A 15647-nucleotide genomic window follows, 5' to 3' on the forward strand; every position below is an offset into this window, starting at 1 on the left:
CAGCGGTCCTGCTTCAGGCCGGACGACTCAGCTGGGGGATGCGCACGGCCAGGAGGGCCACGTCGTCGTCGTTGTGCGGCGGGCGGGCCCGCTCCAACAGGTGGTCGGTGAAGGAGGCCAGGGCGCGGTGGGCCAGGGACGCGGCGGTGCGGCGCAGCCGCTCCAGGCCCTCGTCGATGGAGCGGTCACGGGATTCGATCAGCCCGTCGGTGTACAGAACGAGGGTGGATCCAGGCGGCAGCAGCACGGTCGCGTCTTCGCGCTCCTGCTCTGGCGCGAGGCCCAGGAGGACGCCGTGCCCGTCGGTGAGATAGCGGGCCACGCCTTCGTGGCTGACCAGCAGGGGCGGCGGATGCCCGGCGTTGGTCCAGCACAGTTCGCAGTGCCCGTCGTAGGACACGGTGATGCGGGCGAACACCATGGTGGCCATGGGGACCTCGGCGATGGACAGGGACGCCTGGTCCAGCCACTCGACGATCTTGCTCGGTGGTTTCTCCTCCGACCAGGCGTAGGCGCGGAGCATGTTGCGCAACTGTGCCATGCCCGCCGCGGCGTCCAGGTCGTGTCCGACGACGTCGCCGACGACCACGGCCATGGCGCCGTCCGTCAGGGTGAAGGCGTCGTACCAGTCGCCTCCGACCTGTGAGGCGTCCGGCGCGGGCAGATACCGGGCGGCCATCACGAATCCCTGTACGCGGGGCAGGTGGGGCAGCAGATGGCGCTGCATGGTCTCGGCGACCTTGCGCTGCCGTTGGTAGAGACGCGCGTTCTCCAGGGCCAGCCCGGCACGCCGGGTGATGTCCTCGAGCAGCGCGATGTCCGCCGCGGTGAACCGCTCGGGCCGTTCGGAGCGGCCCAGGGTCAGGGCTCCCAGCACCTCCCGCACGGTGCGCAGGGGAGCGATGGCGGCCGAGTGCATGCCGGTCGCCTCGAACAGGCGGCGCTGCTCGACCGCGATGCCCGAGTCCGGCGGCCCCTGGTAGGTCTCCGGCCCGGCCAGCGCGGACGCCACGCCCCGCAGGGCCCGGGACAGGGGCATCGGGGACTCCTCGGGCACCGGTGGCATCGCTCCCTCGAGGTCTTCCCGGTGCACCAGGACCCCGTTCTCCGTGTGCACGACGGCGAAGCGCCGCACCTCGTCGCGTTCGGTGATCAGGTCGATGACGGCCCAGTCCGCGAGGCGGGGCACGACCAGGTTCACCAGCCGGTCCATCGCCTCGTCGACGTCCAGGGTGGAACTCAGTGTCGTGGTGGTCTCGGCCAGCAGCGCCAGCCGCTCCAGTTCCGAGAGCGACGCGGTGACCCGCTCATCCCGTGCACCGGGCGTCCGCTCCTCGCCGGAGGGATGGAAGAGAACGAGGGTGCCCTTGAGGCGCCGGTCACCGGTGTGGAAGGGCGTCGTCAGCCACGAGATCTGCACCAGGGTGCCGTCGCCGCGTTCCACCCACTCCTCGCCGCCCTGTCCCGGGCGCGCGGCCAGGATGGCCTCCCGCATCCGGCACTGGGCCCTCGGCATGGTCGCGCCGTGACGGGTGCGGTGCAGCGCGTCGTGCGCGTCCTGCCCGAGCAGCTCGGCGGCCGGTCGGCCAAGGAACTGCTCGGCCCGGGTGTTGACGTGGAGGATGCACCCGCGCTCGTCGTTCAGGTACGCGCCGATACCCAGAGCCTCAAGCGTCCTGGCGACCTCGTGGGGTATGCCCGTTTCCTCGGGGTGCGTCATGGTCGGCCTCCACTCCCCCTTCGTCGGGGTTCCCCGTGGGGCGGAGGTGACGCGTCCTGCGGGCGGTCAGTACACGAGCGCCTGGGTGTCCTCCGCCAGTGCCTCCTGTACGAAGACCTGCGCCCCCGCGATGCGTACGCCCTCGATGACGTCCTTCTCCGTGATCTCGCGGCGGGCCGCGCACTGCGTGCACAGGGTGATCCGGCCGGCCGCCAGGATCGACTCGATCAGGTCGGGCAGCGGCGCGGCGTGCGGCAGCTCGAATTCGGCGGCCCGGCCCGGCAACGCGAACCACGACGACTCACCGGTCAGCCAGAGCGAGACGTCCACGCCGCTGGCGACGGCGACCGCCGCCACCGTGAACGCCTGAGAGCAGCGCTCGGGCGCGTCGGCCCCCGCCGTCACCTTGATCACGAGCTTCTTGGCCATGCCCGCAGCCTAGCCCTGCCGGGGTGAAGGTGGTGGGGCTGGTCAGGCGCGGTGCTCCTGGTTGTGGTGGCGGCGCAGCAGAACGTTCGCGTCCGTCTCGGTGCTGCCGTCGTACTCCGCCCGCGCGATCTCCCGCCGCGCGGCCAGCACCTCGCACGTCGCACACCCCCGCACGGGCAGCGGCGGGCGGCTGGTGTCGTCGGCGGCCCGGGCGCGCTCGTTCGCGGTCCGCACCCCGGCGCTGAACCGCTCCCGCTGGGTGGCGGGGCGGAGGGCGGCGGGGTCGGCCTGCCACTCCCGGCCGCCGCCGATGGGGCGCAGCATGGCAGGGAGCAGCTACAGCAACACGGACGGCGGCAACTGCGTCGAGATCGCCCCCGACCTCCCCTCCGTCGTCCCCGTCCGCGACAGCAAGGACCCCGCCCGCGGCACCCTCGTCTTCGAGGCCGCCGCCTGGACCCGTTTGATCGACGAGGTCAAGCGGACCTGACACAGAGGCTCGGGTCCCACCCGACTACAGTGGGACCTGGCCCTGTGTACGTGTACCGCGCTCATCCGAGGAGCACCCCGTGGAGATCTTCTTCGAAACCCTGCTGGTCCTGGTCTGCGTCGGCGTGCTCGCCTTCGCCGGACTGACCGTGAAGAAGCTCTTCGAGGGCCAGCGCTGACCTCTACGCCATCCACGACGAAAAGCTGCTCATGATCGAGATCCCGTCCGACCTCCACAAGGACCTCGTCCCGCTCGCCTTCCTGCTCGGTAACTGGACCGGCGCGGGTGTGCACGACTTCCCCGGCTCCCAGAAGTGCAACTTCGGGCAGGAGGTCTCCTTCACCCACGACGGTCGGGACTTCCTGGAGTACCACTCGCACACCTGGGTGCTGGACGGCGACGGGAACAAGGTCAGGCCGCTGGAGTCGGAGTCCGGCTACTGGCGGATCGACGCGGACCGCAAGGTCGAGGTGACCATGGTCCGCAACGACGGCGTCGTCGAGGTCTGGTACGGCGAGCTGGCGCACCAGAAGCCGCAGATCGACCTGGCGACGGACGCGGTGGCCCGTACGGCGGCCTCGGGCCCGTACACCGGCGGCAAGCGGCTGTACGGCTACGTCAACAGCGACCTGATGTGGGTCGGCGAGAAGCAGACCCCGGAGGTCGAGCTGCGCCCGTACATGTCGGCCCACCTGAAGAAGGTCGTCACCCCGGAGGACGTCGAGCGCTGGGCGAAGGCCCTCCCGGACGACCTCCCGGACGACGGGATCGCGTTCTTCAAGTAGCCGTGCGCAGCCCCGACGCTCCTACACTGGGGCTGTGGTGAGCACCGACTGGAAGAGCGATCTGCGGCAGCGCGGCTACCGGCTGACCCCGCAGCGGCAACTCGTGCTCGAAGCCGTGGACACACTGGAGCACGCGACCCCCGACGACATCCTCAGCGAGGTGAGGAAGACGGCGTCGGGGGTCAACATCTCCACCGTGTACCGGACCCTGGAGCTCCTGGAGGAGCTGGGGCTGGTCAGCCACGCCCACCTCGGGCACGGAGCGCCGACGTACCACCTCGCAGACCGCCACCACCACATCCACCTGGTCTGCCGGGAATGCCAGAACGTGATCGAGGCGGACGTCGCGGTGGCGTCCGAGTTCACGGCCAAGCTGCGCGAGACGTTCGGTTTCGACACGGACATGAAGCACTTCGCGATCTTCGGCCGGTGCAAGGACTGCTCGCTCAAGAGTTCAACTACCCCGTCGTAGGCTTGAGACCATGAAGAGTCCCCTGCTGTCCCTGCCCGGCGCCGTCCCAGCCGAGGGCGTGGACGAAGGCGTCGCCGCCCACTACGGCGACCTGTTCCGCGAGCAGCGTGCCCTTGCCGACGGCTCCGGATTCGTGGACCTCTCGCACCGCGGTGTCGTCACCGTCAGCGGCGAGGACCGGCTGAGCTGGCTGCACCTGCTGCTCACCCAGCACGTCAGCGAGCTGCCCGCGAACCAGGCCACCGAGGCGCTGATCCTCTCCGCGCACGGCCACGTCGAGCACGCGCTGTACCTGGTCGACGACGGCGAGACGGTCTGGGCGCATGTCGAGCCCGGCACCCAGCGCGCGCTGATCGCGTACCTGGAGTCGATGAAGTTCTTCTACCGTGTCGAAGTAGCCGACCGGACCGCTGACTTCGCGGTGGTGCACCTGCCGGCCGGTTCGATCGCCGAGGCGCCCGAGGGGGTGCTGGTCCGCGAGACGCCGTACGGCCGGGACCTGTTCCTGCCGCGCGCGGACCTGGAGTCCTACGCGGAGAAGAACGGCCCCGCGGCCGGCATCCTCGCCTACGAGGCGCTGCGCGTGGAGCAGCACCGTCCGCGCCTGGGCTTCGAGACCGACCACCGCACCATCCCGCACGAGCTGGGCTGGATCGGCACCGCCGTCCACCTCCAGAAGGGCTGCTACCGAGGCCAGGAGACGGTCGCCCGTGTCCAGAACCTGGGCAAGCCGCCGCGCCGCCTGGTCTTCCTCCACCTCGACGGCAGCGAGGTCCACCTGCCCCCGCACGGCGCGGAACTGCGCCTCGCGGACGACGGCCCCGACGGCCGCAAGATCGGCTTCGTGACGACCTCGGTACGCCACCACGAACTGGGCCCGGTCGCCCTGGCCCTGGTCAAACGGAACGTCCCCGTGGACGCCCGCCTGATGGCGGACGAGACGGCAGCGGCCCAGGAGGTCGTGGTCGAGCCGTAGTCGCGGGCCCAGGGCGGCATGGGCGGGCGCTGGGGTACCCCTCTGGCGCCCCGCAAGCGTCAGGCCGCGCGACCCGCCCCCGCCGCCGGGCTCAGATCTCGAGCAGCACCGTGAACGGCCCGTCGTTCGTCAGCGACACCCGCATCGCCGCCCCGAACCGCCCCGTCGCCACCGTCGCCCCCAGCGCCCGCAGCTGCGCGACCACCTCGTCGACCAGCGGCTCGGCGACATCGCCGGGGGCGGCCGCGTTCCAGGTCGGGCGGCGCCCCTTGCGGGCGTCGCCGTACAGCGTGAACTGGCTGATCACCAGCAGCGGCGCGTCGACGTCGGAGCAGGACTTCTCGTCGTGCAGCATGCGGATCGACCACAGTTTGCGGGCGAGCTGGGCCGCCTTCTCCTTGGTGTCGTCGTGCGTCACCCCGACGAGCACGCACAGCCCCTCGCCGCTGATCTCGCCGACCGTCTCACCGTCCACGACGACGCTCGCGCCGTCGACCCTCTGCACCACCGCACGCATGAGGACCATGATGCCGTGCGGCCAGGCGGCGCCTGGATGCGGCCAACTGGTCGTCCCTTCTTGACCATCAACACCCCCATCTGGGCTGTCCATGGTCACTTGGCCACATTACGGCTACTTGCAGTGGCACGATGCGTGTGTTAGCGGCGCATCCGTGGGGGGTGCCGCGCCGGTCGAGGGGACGGTAGGTACATGAACACACCGAGCACCGGGCAGCAGCCCGCCCGTACGGCAACCATGGCGGCGGAAGTCCGGGCGCCCGTGCAGCGCACGGACAGCCCCCCGCTGCCCGCGGATCCTCCCCCGAGCTCTTCGAGCAGGGCGTACTCGCAGGGGCACCGCCTGTCCGGCCTGGGACTGCCGGAGCTGCGCGCGCTGCGCCGGGACGCCCAGCGGGACGAGGCGGACCTCAGTTACGTACGGCGGCTGCTGCAGGGCCGTATCGACATCCTGCGCGCGGAGCTGGCCCGGCGCGGGGGCGACGCGGCGCCCGACGGGGTCATGGAACGGCTTCCGGAGATCCTCAGGGACGCCCCCGCCCGCCAGCGGTCCTCGGCCCGGCATGTGACTCTCGGCACACCGCACGGCGAGGAGTACCGGCGGCTGGCGGCCGAGATGCTCGCCGAGGTGGAGCTGTCGGACCTCCAGGCGCGTACGGACGCGGAGTTGGGCGCGGGGATGGGGCGGCTCGTGCGCTACGAGCAGCAGGTCTCCCGGCGGCGGCAGGCACTGCAGCGCACGGCGGACGACTGCAGTGCCGAGATCGCCCGCAGGTACCGTGAAGGGGAAGCGCAAGTAGACGACCTGCTCACGTGACGCCAGGGCCCCGGTATCCCGGGGCCCCTGAGCGTGCCCGCCGCCCGGGTGGGAACCCGTCCCGGGCCGTGCCGGCCAGGTCCCCGTCCCGAAGGGCAACCCCACCCATGTCGACTTCCGCCCAGCCCGCCATATCCGCACAGTCCTCCGCGCCCCCGGTGCTCGCCGAGGTGGTGCGGTCCGGGTTCGTCGAGGGGCGGCACCGGGGGAGTCTGGTGGTGCTCGCCGAGGACGGTTCCGTGGAGTTCGCGCTCGGCGACGTGACGGCGCCCGTCTTCCCGCGCTCGTCGAACAAGCCGATGCAGGCGGCCGGTGTGCTGCGCGCGGGCCTGGAGCTGACGGGGGAGCGGCTCGCGCTCGCGGCGGCGAGCCACTCGGGCGAGACGTTCCACCTGGACCTGGTGCGGAAGATGCTGGCGGAGCACGGGCTGACCCCCGAGCGGCTGCAGTGCCCGCCGGACCTGCCGCTGGACCCGCAGGAGGCGGAGGCGTACCTGGCCTCGGGCGCCGTACGAGAGCGGGTCACCATGAACTGCTCCGGCAAGCACACGGCGATGCTGGCGGCGTGCGTGCTGCGGGACTGGCCGCTGGAGACCTACCTCGACCCCGAGCACCCTCTTCAGCAGCTGATCCACTCCGTGGTGGAGGAGGCCGCCGGGGAGCCGGTGGCGGCGGTGGGCACGGACGGCTGCGGGGCGCCGCTGATGGCGATCAGCCTGACCGGCCTGGCCCGCGCCTACCGCTCCTTCGTCCTGGCGGCCCCGGGCACGGCGGAACGCCACGTGGCGGACGCGATGCGGGCACACCCGGAGTATGTGGCGGGCACACGTCGGCCCGACACCTGGCTGATGCGCGAGATACCGGGCGCCCTGTCGAAGATGGGCGCGGAGGCGGTCCAGGCGGTGGCCCTCCCGGACGGCCGCGCCCTGGCCTTCAAGATCGACGACGGCGCGACCCGGACCCTGGGCCCGGTCCTGTCCAGGGCACTGACCCTGATGGGAGTGGAGGCCCCGGTGGTCCGGCGGATCGGCAGGGCACCGCTGCTGGGCGGGGGCCGTGAGGTGGGGGAGATACGGGCGGTGTTCTAGGAGACCGCTTCGCGCGCTGCGAGGGCGACGGGGCGGGGTCCGTGGCCGACGAGCGGGGCCCGGGGGCGCAGTCGAAATCCACGCGACACCCACGCCCCCGCCCTCCTACCGTGACTCCATGAGCCGCCATCCTCAGGACCTCGACGTACGTCCCGTCACCGACTCCGAGATCCCCGACTGGATCCGTGCCCTGCACACCGGGTTCCTCCGCTCCCCCCACGTCTCCGACCAGGAACTCGCCGTACGCGGCGGCAACATCGTCCCCGCCCGCACCCTCGCGGCCTTCGACGACGCCCGCTGTGTCGCCACCTTCCGCTCCTTCCCGCAGGAGCTGACCGCCGTCGGCGGCGCACCGGTCCCCGCCGACGCCATCACCAACGTCTCCGTCACCGCCACCCACCGTCGCCGCGGCCTTCTGACGGGCATGATGGCCCTCGACCTCGCCGCCGCGAAGGAACGCGGCGACGTGGTCGCCACCCTCATCGCCGCCGAATACCCCATCTACGGCCGTTACGGCTTCGGCCCGGCCGCCCACACCGCCGAGTGGACCATCGACGTCCCCCGCACCGGCCTCGAGCGCCACCGCCCGGTCTTCGACGACGGCCGTATCGACCTCGTGGACGCGGACGACGTCCGCAAACTCGGCCCCGAGCTGTACGAGCGCTTCCGTCGCGCCACGCCCGGCGCGATCTCCCGAGACGACCGCTGGTGGCAGCTCAACACGGGCGCCCTGCGCCTCGACGACGACTCCTGGACGGAGCCCTTCTACGCCGTCCACCGCTCCGCCTCCGGGGAGATCGACGGTCTCGCCGCGTATGTGTGCGACGACCACTGGGGCGACGACAAGCGGCCCCTGCAGACCGCGACCGTGAAGGGCCTGATCACGACCAGCCCCGGCGCCGAACGCGCCCTGTGGCACTACCTGTGCTCGCTCGACTGGGTCACCACCGTGAAGTCCGGCAACCGCGCCCCGGACGACCTGCTGCCCCACTTCCTCCCCGACCCGCGCGCGGCCCGCCTCACCACGTACGCGGACACGCTGTGGGTACGGATCCTGGACGTCGTAGGCGCCCTGGAGGCACGCACCTACGCGACGCCGGGCACGCTCGTCCTGGAGGTGGTCGACGAGGCCGGACTCGCCGGCGGCCGCTACCGGCTTCAGGCCGGGCCGGACGGCGCCGAGTGCAAGCACACCGACGAGGAGCCCGAGCTGACCATGCCGGTGGGCGAGTTGGCGACCCTGTGGCTGGGGGACGAGTCCGCGGTGCGGCTCGCGGCGCTCGGGCGGGTACGGGAACAGCAAAAGGGCGCCGCCTCCGTCGCCGACGCCCTGCTGCGTACGTCCAGGCGGCCGTGGTGCCCGGACATCTTCTGAGCCCCACGGGCTCTCGGGTGGCGCTCCTTCCGTGCGGGTGGTGACTGCTGTGCTTGTTCATCCGTAGCGATTCAGTTGTGGTTGTGGTCGTGCACGCCGGGCTCCCGGCTCCCCTCCGGAAGGGAGCCCGGTCACTCGTACGACCATGTCGGTCAGGAACACTCAAGCTCGTTCAACTTTTCCGGAGTTGGCGACCAACTCCATCTGACTTATCTCCGCTTGGAGTCGTCTCATAACCACCTTCCTCTTAACTGCCGGAAGATGGCGCGAAGTTGTAGGGTTCAGTCGTGGAGCCGGAACACACTGCCGCCGGCGGGCGGAAGAAGTCACAACGGCCACAGAGATCGCACCACGAGGTGGCCGACGAGCTGCGCAGCCGGATCAGGTCGGGGGTGCTGCGACCGGGTCAGCGCATGCCCACGCAGGCCAAGCTGGCGGACGAGTTCGGCGTGGAGCGGGGAGCCGTGCGCCAGGCGCTGCGCATTCTGCAGTCCGAGCAACTGCTCACCAACGTTTCCAAGGGCAGCCCGGCGACCGTGGCGCAGCACGCGGGGAGGGCGACGGCCGGCCCCCAGGCCCCGCCGCAGCCCACGATGGTGGCGCTGGCCCCGCGGATATCCGCCGCCTTCGCGGCCCCGCACGTGGAGATCGACGCCCTGTGTCTGACGGCGGTGTCGCTGACGCTCGCGATGAGCGAGCCGTTGCGCGAGATTCACGCGGGGCGCATAAAACCGGCCAAGGTCGATGTACGCGTACTGCTGCCCAGCGGCCGTATCGACCTGGCGTTCCCCACACCGGTGGAGGGCACGGACGGCGACCGCCTGCACCGCCGCTGGCTGGCCCAGCGCAACGCCCAGGGCCAGGTCCTCAGGCACAACCTGCTCGCGCTGCGCAGCACTCACGGCATCGACGCGCACGTCTCCTTCCGCGCCCTGCCTTTCACGCCACCGGTGAAGCTGTACCTGCTCAACGGCGCTGAGGCGCTCCTCGCGTACTACACGCTGACCCGGCGCGAGGCGGAGATCGACCAGGAGCACCTGCAGCTGTACGACGCCGAGGGGACCCGGTCGATGCTGTTCCCGTTCGCGCAGGGGGCCGGGCTGCGGGACACGACGTTCGTGGAGCAGTCGCACCTGTGGTTCAACGCCCTGTGGGAGACGATCAGCTCGGAGCTGGATCTCGGCGTCTGACCTGGTCAGAGCGCGGGCTGGGCGACCAGCAGGGCGAGGACGACGGCCCCTGTGGAGCTGCAGGCGGGGCTGTTGGCCTTGATCCCGATCGTGAGCAGCGTCAGTCCGATGATGCCGATCGTCCCGTACTTCCACTGGACGAACTGGTCGAATCCGACGACGAAGAGGGCGGAGAGAAGGGCGAGGGCGGGCATGGCGGGACCTCTTTCCAGGGGCGGACCTCGGGGGACCGGGTGGCGGGACAGAGGGGATTGAGCAGTCTGCATCCGGGCACTACCTGCGGACGATGCGCGAGAGGAGGAACATCCTCCGCCAACTCTTCCGAGTTGGCGACCAACTACAATAAAGTTATCCCCAGTTGGTCGGCATCTATAAACAACTTACAAACAACTCCCGGTAGATGGACGGGGGTTGTAGCGTTTGGTCGTGACCCAGGAGAACGGCGCAGTGAACGGCAGCAGAAGGTTCTCGCCCCAGGAGATCGCCGATGCGTTGCGGACCCGGATCCGCACCGGTGAGCTGAAGTCGGGCGAGCGTCTGCCGACCCAGGCCGAACTCGCCGAGGAGTTCGGCGTGGAGCGGGGCGCCGTCCGCCAGGCCCTGCGCGCCCTCCAGGACGACGGCCTGCTCAGCAGCGTCAGCCGGGGCAGCCCGCCCCGGATCGCCGAGCACTCACCGGCCGCCGACGAGCCGCAGCCGACGATGGTGGCGCTGGCGCCGAGGCTCGCTGAGGCGTTCGCCGCCCCGCAGGTGCGCATCGACGCCGCCTGCCTGACCGCCGAGACCCTGATGCTGGCGCTCGGCGAACCGCTCCGGCTGATCCACGAGGGCCGCGTCCGTCCCCGGTCGATCGACGTGCGGATCCTGCTGCCCTCCCGGAAGATCAACCTGGCCTTCCCGATCTCGGTCGACAACCCGGGTGACGACGAGGACCCGGTCCACCACCGCTGGCTCGAACAGCGCAACGCCCAGGGCCACGTGCTGCGCCACAACCTCCTCGCCCTGCGCTCGTCGCACGGCATCGACGTCCGTGTGACGTTCCGGGCCCTGCCCTTCACCCCGCCGGTGAAGCTCTACCTCCTCAACGGCGCCGAGGCCCTGATGGCGTACTACATGCTCACCAGGCGCGAGGAGGAGGTGAACAGCCAGACCCTCGAGATGTACGACACGCTCGGCGCCGCGTCCCTCCTCTTCTCCTTCGAACGCCGGGCGGGGCGACGGGACGACGCCTTCGTGGAGGAGTCCCAGAAGTGGTTCGACGCCCTCTGGGAAACCATCACCACGGACCTGACACTCTCCTAGTGACTTCTGATGCGAAGCAGACTGACGCGGTGACGGCAGAGACAGCGAAACTGCGTGAACGGATCACAGGCGCGCGCTTTGTGCTCTTCGACTTCGACGGTCCGATCTGCCGGCTCTTCGCCAGGCACGCCGCCGAGCATGTGGCAGGCCAACTCGTGGAGTGGCTCGAGAGCCGGGGGTTGCGGGGCCTGCTGACCGAGGAGGAACGGGTCCACCCGGATCCGCACTACGTCCTGGAGGCCATCCACCGGCGGCACCCGCAGAGCGACCTGGTGACCGAACTGGAGGAGAGGCTCACCCAGCAGGAGCTGAAGGCGGCCGCGTCGGCCATGCCGACCCCGTACGCCGACCCGCTGATCCGCACGTGGACCACCGTGGGCGGCCAACTCGCCATAGCGACCAACAACTCCGCGCGCGTGGCGGCCGACTACCTGGCGACCCGCGGACTGGCCTCCTGCTTCGCCCCTTACGTCTTCGGCCGCACGGCCGACCTCGATCTGCTCAAACCCCACCCGCACTGCCTCAACCAGGCCCTGAACGCGATGGGGGCGGACCGTTCCCTCTCTTTGATGATCGGCGACGCACCCTCGGACTTCTTCGCCGCCCAGGACGCCGGAGTCGCGTTCCTCGGCTATGCGCGCAACGAGGACAAGGAGAAGATCCTGAGGAGCGCGGGTGCCGACATCGTCGTGCATTCGCTCGAACCGCTGCTGTTGATCCTGCGCGGTCAGGCCTGAGCCATCAGGATGGCGAACACCACCGCGGCTCCCAGCGCGAGACGTGGCCGGTCCGCTCGGACACCTACGAAGACGAGCGACACGAGGACGGCTCCCAGCAGTCCGTACTCCGACTGGGCCAGCATCGACAGGACGAACTCGGCGGCGGTGGCGAGCGCTTCCGACTGGATCATTTCCCCCACCCGGCCCTTCCGCTTCCAGCGAAGCTCCGGTTGAACTTCCGTGAACCGATCAACTTGCGGTCCAATTGGACTGGTTGCTCTGAATTGGAAGTTCCCTGCCTGCTTGATCCCTTAACCAGTGGGGCAGTTGGACTGCTGGCCGCCCGGAAAGTGTTTGCCTGTCGGGCAGAGAAGGTACGGTCGGTATGTGGACGCAGAACGGGTCGGCGACGGCGGCGGCACGGAGTTCGACCGTGTCGCGGGAGCCCTGCGCATCCGCATAGCCGACGGGACGTATCCGGTGAACGGCACGCTGCCTCCTCAACGGGCCCTGGCCGAGGAGTTCGGCGTGTCCCGCGACACCGTGCAGCGGGTGATCAGGGAGCTCACCAGCGAAGGCTGGATCGAGTCCCGGCGGGGCAGCGGATCGCGGGTGATCCGGAGCCAGCGCATCGAATCCTCCAAACCCCGGGGAGTGCACCGGGGTGGCGCCGTGACCGTGGGGTCGTTCATCGAGCAGGCGTTCGATCTGCAGGAGGTCGCGCTCGACGTCTACACCCTGACCGCGGAATCGCTCGGGATGCATCTGCAGATGCTGCAGGCCGAATGGGTCCGGGTGCGCAGGGTCGAGTCCCGCCCCACGCCGCCCCGCGTGAGCGTACGGCTTCTGCTGCCGTCGGAGGACCTGGAGCTTCCGTATCCCAGGGCCATGCACCCCGGCGAGGCCGAGACGGTGAGGGAGCGCCACCTCGGGATCGCCCGGGACGCCATGGCCTCGCTGCCGCGCGTGCTGGCGAGCCTCCAGGCGTCGAAACTCGTCGAGTCCTTCGACCTGCAGGTCCGCCGTGTGGCACTGCCGCCGGCCTTCAAGGTCTACCTCTTCAACGAGTCCGAGGCGTTGTTCGGCCCCTATGTGGTGGACGAGCGTCCCATCGTCCTGGACAGCGGTCGGGAGATCGAGGCGCTCGACGTGATCGGGCTCGGTGCCACCCTCACGCACCACATCCGGGACGACGACCCGAACTCGCCCGGTTCCACCTTCGTCGACAGCATGCAGTCCTGGTTCAACTCCGCATGGGATCTGCTCGCCGAGGCCACCTGACACGGATCCGGCATCCGTGGTATCTCCAACGGCGTGCTGCTTCTGAGTGCCGCAAGCGCTCAGATGCGTACCGAATGCTGGAGTCACACGTTCCGCTGCGTTGAGATGCCCTAGCGTGTGCCCACCTTGTTCGCGGCGCATGACCATCGCGCGCGCCGCACAGCCATTCAGGAGTCACCGTTGGGCGGTCCGCCAGTGCCTAGCAACCGCGCTCTGGAGCCTGCGGCGGACGACGCGTACGAGCGGTTCCTGCGCTACGCCAGGGCGCTGGGTTCCTTCGGGCGGGGCCATCACAACCTCAACTACATGGTGCGGCCGCTCACCGAGCAGGACTCCCGGCTGGTGGCCGGTGAGAACGGCGCACCCGTCACGGTGCGGCAGCGGATCCCGTCGGCGCTGTCCGTGGTCATCAGGACGTGGCACGACGAGGCGGAGATCCTCAACACGATCAGCGGTGTCCTCCCGTACGTCCCCCGCTGCCTGGCCAAGTGGGGTGACATCTCCGTCCTGAGTTATGTGGAGGGGGTGCCGCTGTCCAGCATCTGCCCCAAGGGGCAGCCGGTGGACTCGGAACTGATCGCCGACCTCGCGGGCCTCCTGGCGGACATGACACAGGTGGACAGGCAGCACCTTCCCCCGCTCCCGGTGTCCTGGCCCCGTTCGAGCCGGGACAGCGGTGCCTTTCTGCGGGCGCTGGCGTTCGCGGCGGAGGAGCAGATCAGGCGGCCGAACTGGGCCGAGTTCGGCGGGCTGTTCGCGATGCTGGGCATCCCCGAGGACGCGATGGTGCGCTTCGCGGAGCGGGTCCCGGCCCTTGTGCGACGCCCCTTCAGCCTGCTCCACACCGATCTGCACCGGGACAACGTGATCGTGTCCTACCGCGGCCGACCGCCCCTGATCTGCGTCGACTGGGAACTGGCCGGATACGGTGACCCGCTGCACGACCTCGCCACCCATCTGGTGCGGATGCAGTACCCCGACTACCAGTGGCCCGAGGTCGTGGAGGCGTGGCACGAGGCCATGGGCAGGCGGCGCCCCAAGGCCGTCAACGGCCTCGACCGGGATCTGAAGCACTACGTCGCCTTCGAACGGGCCCAGTCCGTCTACCCCGACGTGATGCGTGCGGCGACGTCGCTCGGCGACTCCTTCCACCAGCGTGATCTCGACGCGGCCACGCAGGCGGTGCGCCGGGCGCTGCTGGCGGCCGAGGAACCGTTGCGGCTGGGCCACGTGCCGGACGAGAGCGAGATCGAGCGCATCCTCTTCCGGTGGAGCGAGTCCCACGGGGGCAAGGCCCGGGAGCGGACCGCGATGGAGATCGTCTGGCAGCCGGACGAGCGGGTGCCGCTGCTCCCGGGGTTCCCGGCGGCTGCGGTGAGCAAGGCGTTGTTCGAGGAGGGCGCCGCTTCGGCGGACCGGGTGTTCAAAGGCGCCGCTCACCTCAACACGGCGGTTCGGGTACCGGGAGTGCCCTGTCCCGTCATGGTGCGCCGGAAGGCCGGCGCGGGGAATCCCCGCGAGCGCAGGTTCCTCAACGAGCACGCCGTCCTGAGGGCGATCGAGCGGTCGAAGGCCGGTGTAAGGGCTCCCAAGGTGCTGGCCCTGGGCACCAGCGGGCTGAACGAGCCTTTCACCATTCACTCCTACGAGGGACCCGACGACATCCGTCCGCCGGACCACCCCGTGGACGGGCTCCGGCCGTACGAGGCGGACGACCTGGTGGACCAGCTGAACGCGCTGACCTGCGTCGACTGCACCGACTTCGGTCGCGCCGTGTTCCGGCAGGACTTCTACAAGGGCCTGTGCGACGAACTGGTCCGCCTGGTGGGCGAACTGCCCAAGGAGACGGCCGATCTGGCACGGGAGCTCGGACTGCCCAGCAGCCACCGGCTGGGCGAGATCCTCGACCGGCACACCCTGGTCCCGCGCCGGCCCGTACTCCTGCACGGCGATCTCAACCCGTGGAACCTGGTGCGCCGGCCGACCGGCGGTCTGACGCTCATCGACTGGGAGATGGCGATGATCGGGGACGCCCTGTACGACCTGGTGCGCCACATGCACCTCACGCCCACACGTCCCGAGATCCGGGAGCGGCTGTTCGCCCGCTGGTCCGAGCGGCTGCCGGAGGACTGCACCAAGGGCTGGCAGGACGACTGGCGGGTCTACCGGTGGATGGAGGTCGTCCGCTCGGCGTACGTCGACCTCGACCGTCTCGTGACCGGCGACGGCCTGGACGCCCCCAACGTCCGCCGGGCGGTGGACACGTACGCGATGACCCTGTTCGAGGCCACGGCCGCGCTCGGGCTTCCAGCGAAACTGACGGCGAATCCCCATCTTGCCCGCGCCCTCCCGCATGGAGGCCATGGACGCGGGCGGACGGCCCGGCTCTCCGCGGACGTGTGACCTGCGGCCGGGCGCCGGTGCGAAGTCCGCCACCGGGCGCTCCGGGCACGGGCCGACCGGGCGAGTGGAGGCGGCGCGGGTCTT

The 15647-nt window shown here is 70.3% G+C and carries 17 protein-coding genes and 1 pseudogene; 12 read left to right on the forward strand and 6 right to left on the reverse strand.

The genetic code is table 11. The features are described from left to right. Window positions 1–13: 13 nt before the first annotated feature. The 3 genes and pseudogenes from ACZ7L1_RS24920 to ACZ7L1_RS24930 form a co-directional block, all read right to left on the reverse strand. The gene (locus tag ACZ7L1_RS24920) at window positions 14–1720 is read right to left on the reverse strand and encodes a SpoIIE family protein phosphatase (RefSeq protein ID WP_471440231.1); all 1707 of its coding nucleotides are present in this window, start codon (window positions 1718–1720) and stop codon (window positions 14–16) included. A gap of 66 nt (window positions 1721–1786) precedes the next feature. Next, on the reverse strand, window positions 1787–2149 hold the full coding sequence (locus tag ACZ7L1_RS24925; protein ID WP_471440232.1) for a DsrE family protein: 363 nt from the start codon (window positions 2147–2149) through the stop codon (window positions 1787–1789). Between the two features lie 42 nt (window positions 2150–2191). Next, window positions 2192–2476 (reverse strand): annotated as a pseudogene (locus tag ACZ7L1_RS24930) (hypothetical protein); the annotation flags it as partial. On the opposite strand from ACZ7L1_RS24930, the gene ACZ7L1_RS24935 reads away from it, so the two are divergent. The 4 genes from ACZ7L1_RS24935 to ygfZ all read left to right on the forward strand — a co-directional run bounded on the left by ACZ7L1_RS24935 (window position 2472) and on the right by ygfZ (window position 4872). After that, a complete protein-coding gene (locus ACZ7L1_RS24935; RefSeq protein WP_471440233.1) occupies window positions 2472–2639 on the forward strand; it encodes a DUF397 domain-containing protein in 168 nt (55 codons plus the stop codon). The pseudogene ACZ7L1_RS24930 and the gene ACZ7L1_RS24935 sit on opposite strands and share 5 nt — an antisense overlap. Before the next feature lie 209 nt (window positions 2640–2848). Next, on the forward strand, window positions 2849–3424 hold the full coding sequence (locus tag ACZ7L1_RS24940; protein WP_471440234.1) for a heme-binding beta-barrel domain-containing protein: 576 nt from the start codon (window positions 2849–2851) through the stop codon (window positions 3422–3424). Between the two features lie 34 nt (window positions 3425–3458). Continuing rightward, entirely contained in the window at window positions 3459–3896 is a 438-nt protein-coding gene (locus ACZ7L1_RS24945; RefSeq protein ID WP_471440235.1) for a Fur family transcriptional regulator, read from the forward strand. Between the two features lie 10 nt (window positions 3897–3906). Then, a complete protein-coding gene (gene ygfZ, locus ACZ7L1_RS24950) occupies window positions 3907–4872 on the forward strand; it encodes a CAF17-like 4Fe-4S cluster assembly/insertion protein YgfZ (RefSeq protein WP_471440236.1) in 966 nt (321 codons plus the stop codon). A 91-nt stretch (window positions 4873–4963) separates the two neighbouring features. Here ygfZ and dtd read toward each other — a convergent pair whose 3' ends face one another. Continuing rightward, complete coding sequence (gene dtd / locus ACZ7L1_RS24955) at window positions 4964–5389, reverse strand: D-aminoacyl-tRNA deacylase (protein WP_471440237.1); 426 nt, start codon at window positions 5387–5389, stop codon at window positions 4964–4966. 192 nt (window positions 5390–5581) lie between these two features. On the opposite strand from dtd, the gene ACZ7L1_RS24960 reads away from it, so the two are divergent. The 4 genes from ACZ7L1_RS24960 to ACZ7L1_RS24975 all read left to right on the forward strand — a co-directional run bounded on the left by ACZ7L1_RS24960 (window position 5582) and on the right by ACZ7L1_RS24975 (window position 9858). Continuing rightward, entirely contained in the window at window positions 5582–6205 is a 624-nt protein-coding gene (locus ACZ7L1_RS24960) for an RsiG family protein (RefSeq protein WP_471440238.1), read from the forward strand. Window positions 6206–6312: 107 nt separating this feature from the next. Then, a complete protein-coding gene (locus ACZ7L1_RS24965) occupies window positions 6313–7293 on the forward strand; it encodes an asparaginase (RefSeq protein ID WP_471440239.1) in 981 nt (326 codons plus the stop codon). A gap of 118 nt (window positions 7294–7411) precedes the next feature. After that, a complete protein-coding gene (locus ACZ7L1_RS24970) occupies window positions 7412–8668 on the forward strand; it encodes a GNAT family N-acetyltransferase (RefSeq protein ID WP_471440240.1) in 1257 nt (418 codons plus the stop codon). A 287-nt stretch (window positions 8669–8955) separates the two neighbouring features. Continuing rightward, the gene (locus ACZ7L1_RS24975) at window positions 8956–9858 is read left to right on the forward strand and encodes a winged helix-turn-helix domain-containing protein (RefSeq protein ID WP_471440241.1); all 903 of its coding nucleotides are present in this window, start codon (window positions 8956–8958) and stop codon (window positions 9856–9858) included. A gap of 5 nt (window positions 9859–9863) precedes the next feature. Here the strand turns inward: ACZ7L1_RS24975 and ACZ7L1_RS24980 are convergent, their stop codons facing one another. Beyond that, window positions 9864–10052 carry a hypothetical protein gene (locus ACZ7L1_RS24980; RefSeq protein ID WP_471440242.1) on the reverse strand — a complete coding sequence of 63 codons (189 nt, stop codon included), beginning with the start codon at window positions 10050–10052 and terminating at the stop codon, window positions 9864–9866. Window positions 10053–10278: 226 nt separating this feature from the next. Between ACZ7L1_RS24980 and ACZ7L1_RS24985 the strand changes: the two genes are divergently transcribed. Together ACZ7L1_RS24985 and ACZ7L1_RS24990 are read left to right on the forward strand one after the other, a co-directional pair. Beyond that, a complete protein-coding gene (locus tag ACZ7L1_RS24985; RefSeq protein WP_471440243.1) occupies window positions 10279–11160 on the forward strand; it encodes a GntR family transcriptional regulator in 882 nt (293 codons plus the stop codon). Continuing rightward, window positions 11109–11897, forward strand: a complete 789-nt coding sequence (locus tag ACZ7L1_RS24990; RefSeq protein WP_471440244.1) for an HAD family hydrolase — start codon at window positions 11109–11111, stop codon at window positions 11895–11897. Before ACZ7L1_RS24985 ends, ACZ7L1_RS24990 begins: the two co-directional genes overlap by 52 nt. Here the strand turns inward: ACZ7L1_RS24990 and ACZ7L1_RS24995 are convergent. Beyond that, complete coding sequence (locus ACZ7L1_RS24995) at window positions 11888–12070, reverse strand: hypothetical protein (protein ID WP_471440245.1); 183 nt, start codon at window positions 12068–12070, stop codon at window positions 11888–11890. The two genes, ACZ7L1_RS24990 and ACZ7L1_RS24995, sit on opposite strands and share 10 nt — an antisense overlap. A gap of 196 nt (window positions 12071–12266) precedes the next feature. On the opposite strand from ACZ7L1_RS24995, the gene ACZ7L1_RS25000 reads away from it, so the two are divergent. Both ACZ7L1_RS25000 and ACZ7L1_RS25005 read left to right on the forward strand, forming a co-directional pair. After that, window positions 12267–13160, forward strand: coding sequence for a GntR family transcriptional regulator (locus ACZ7L1_RS25000; RefSeq protein WP_471440246.1), 894 nt, complete (start codon window positions 12267–12269; stop codon window positions 13158–13160). A 306-nt stretch (window positions 13161–13466) separates the two neighbouring features. After that, complete coding sequence (locus ACZ7L1_RS25005; protein ID WP_471440326.1) at window positions 13467–15563, forward strand: phosphotransferase family protein; 2097 nt, start codon at window positions 13467–13469, stop codon at window positions 15561–15563. Window positions 15564–15647 lie beyond the last annotated feature (84 nt).

The sequence above is a fragment of the Streptomyces sp. NPDC107546 genome (assembly GCF_055639175.1).

What these genes read in the sequence shown, in the direction of transcription:
- ACZ7L1_RS25005 (WP_471440326.1), top strand. Translation starts at nt 13,467, where the DNA reads ATGGTGCGGCCGCTCACCGAGCAGGACTCCCGGCTGGTGGCCGGTGAG.
- ACZ7L1_RS24925 (WP_471440232.1), bottom strand. Translation starts at nt 2,149, where the DNA reads ATGGCCAAGAAGCTCGTGATCAAGGTGACGGCGGGGGCCGACGCGCCC.
- ACZ7L1_RS24970 (WP_471440240.1), top strand. Translation starts at nt 7,412, where the DNA reads ATGAGCCGCCATCCTCAGGACCTCGACGTACGTCCCGTCACCGACTCC.
- ACZ7L1_RS24920 (WP_471440231.1), bottom strand. Translation starts at nt 1,720, where the DNA reads ATGACGCACCCCGAGGAAACGGGCATACCCCACGAGGTCGCCAGGACG.
- ACZ7L1_RS24940 (WP_471440234.1), top strand. Translation starts at nt 2,849, where the DNA reads ATGATCGAGATCCCGTCCGACCTCCACAAGGACCTCGTCCCGCTCGCC.
- ACZ7L1_RS24965 (WP_471440239.1), top strand. Translation starts at nt 6,313, where the DNA reads ATGTCGACTTCCGCCCAGCCCGCCATATCCGCACAGTCCTCCGCGCCC.
- dtd (WP_471440237.1), bottom strand. Translation starts at nt 5,389, where the DNA reads ATGCGTGCGGTGGTGCAGAGGGTCGACGGCGCGAGCGTCGTCGTGGAC.
- ACZ7L1_RS24935 (WP_471440233.1), top strand. Translation starts at nt 2,472, where the DNA reads ATGGCAGGGAGCAGCTACAGCAACACGGACGGCGGCAACTGCGTCGAG.
- ygfZ (WP_471440236.1), top strand. Translation starts at nt 3,907, where the DNA reads ATGAAGAGTCCCCTGCTGTCCCTGCCCGGCGCCGTCCCAGCCGAGGGC.
- ACZ7L1_RS24995 (WP_471440245.1), bottom strand. Translation starts at nt 12,070, where the DNA reads ATGATCCAGTCGGAAGCGCTCGCCACCGCCGCCGAGTTCGTCCTGTCG.
- ACZ7L1_RS24980 (WP_471440242.1), bottom strand. Translation starts at nt 10,052, where the DNA reads ATGCCCGCCCTCGCCCTTCTCTCCGCCCTCTTCGTCGTCGGATTCGAC.
- ACZ7L1_RS24960 (WP_471440238.1), top strand. Translation starts at nt 5,582, where the DNA reads ATGAACACACCGAGCACCGGGCAGCAGCCCGCCCGTACGGCAACCATG.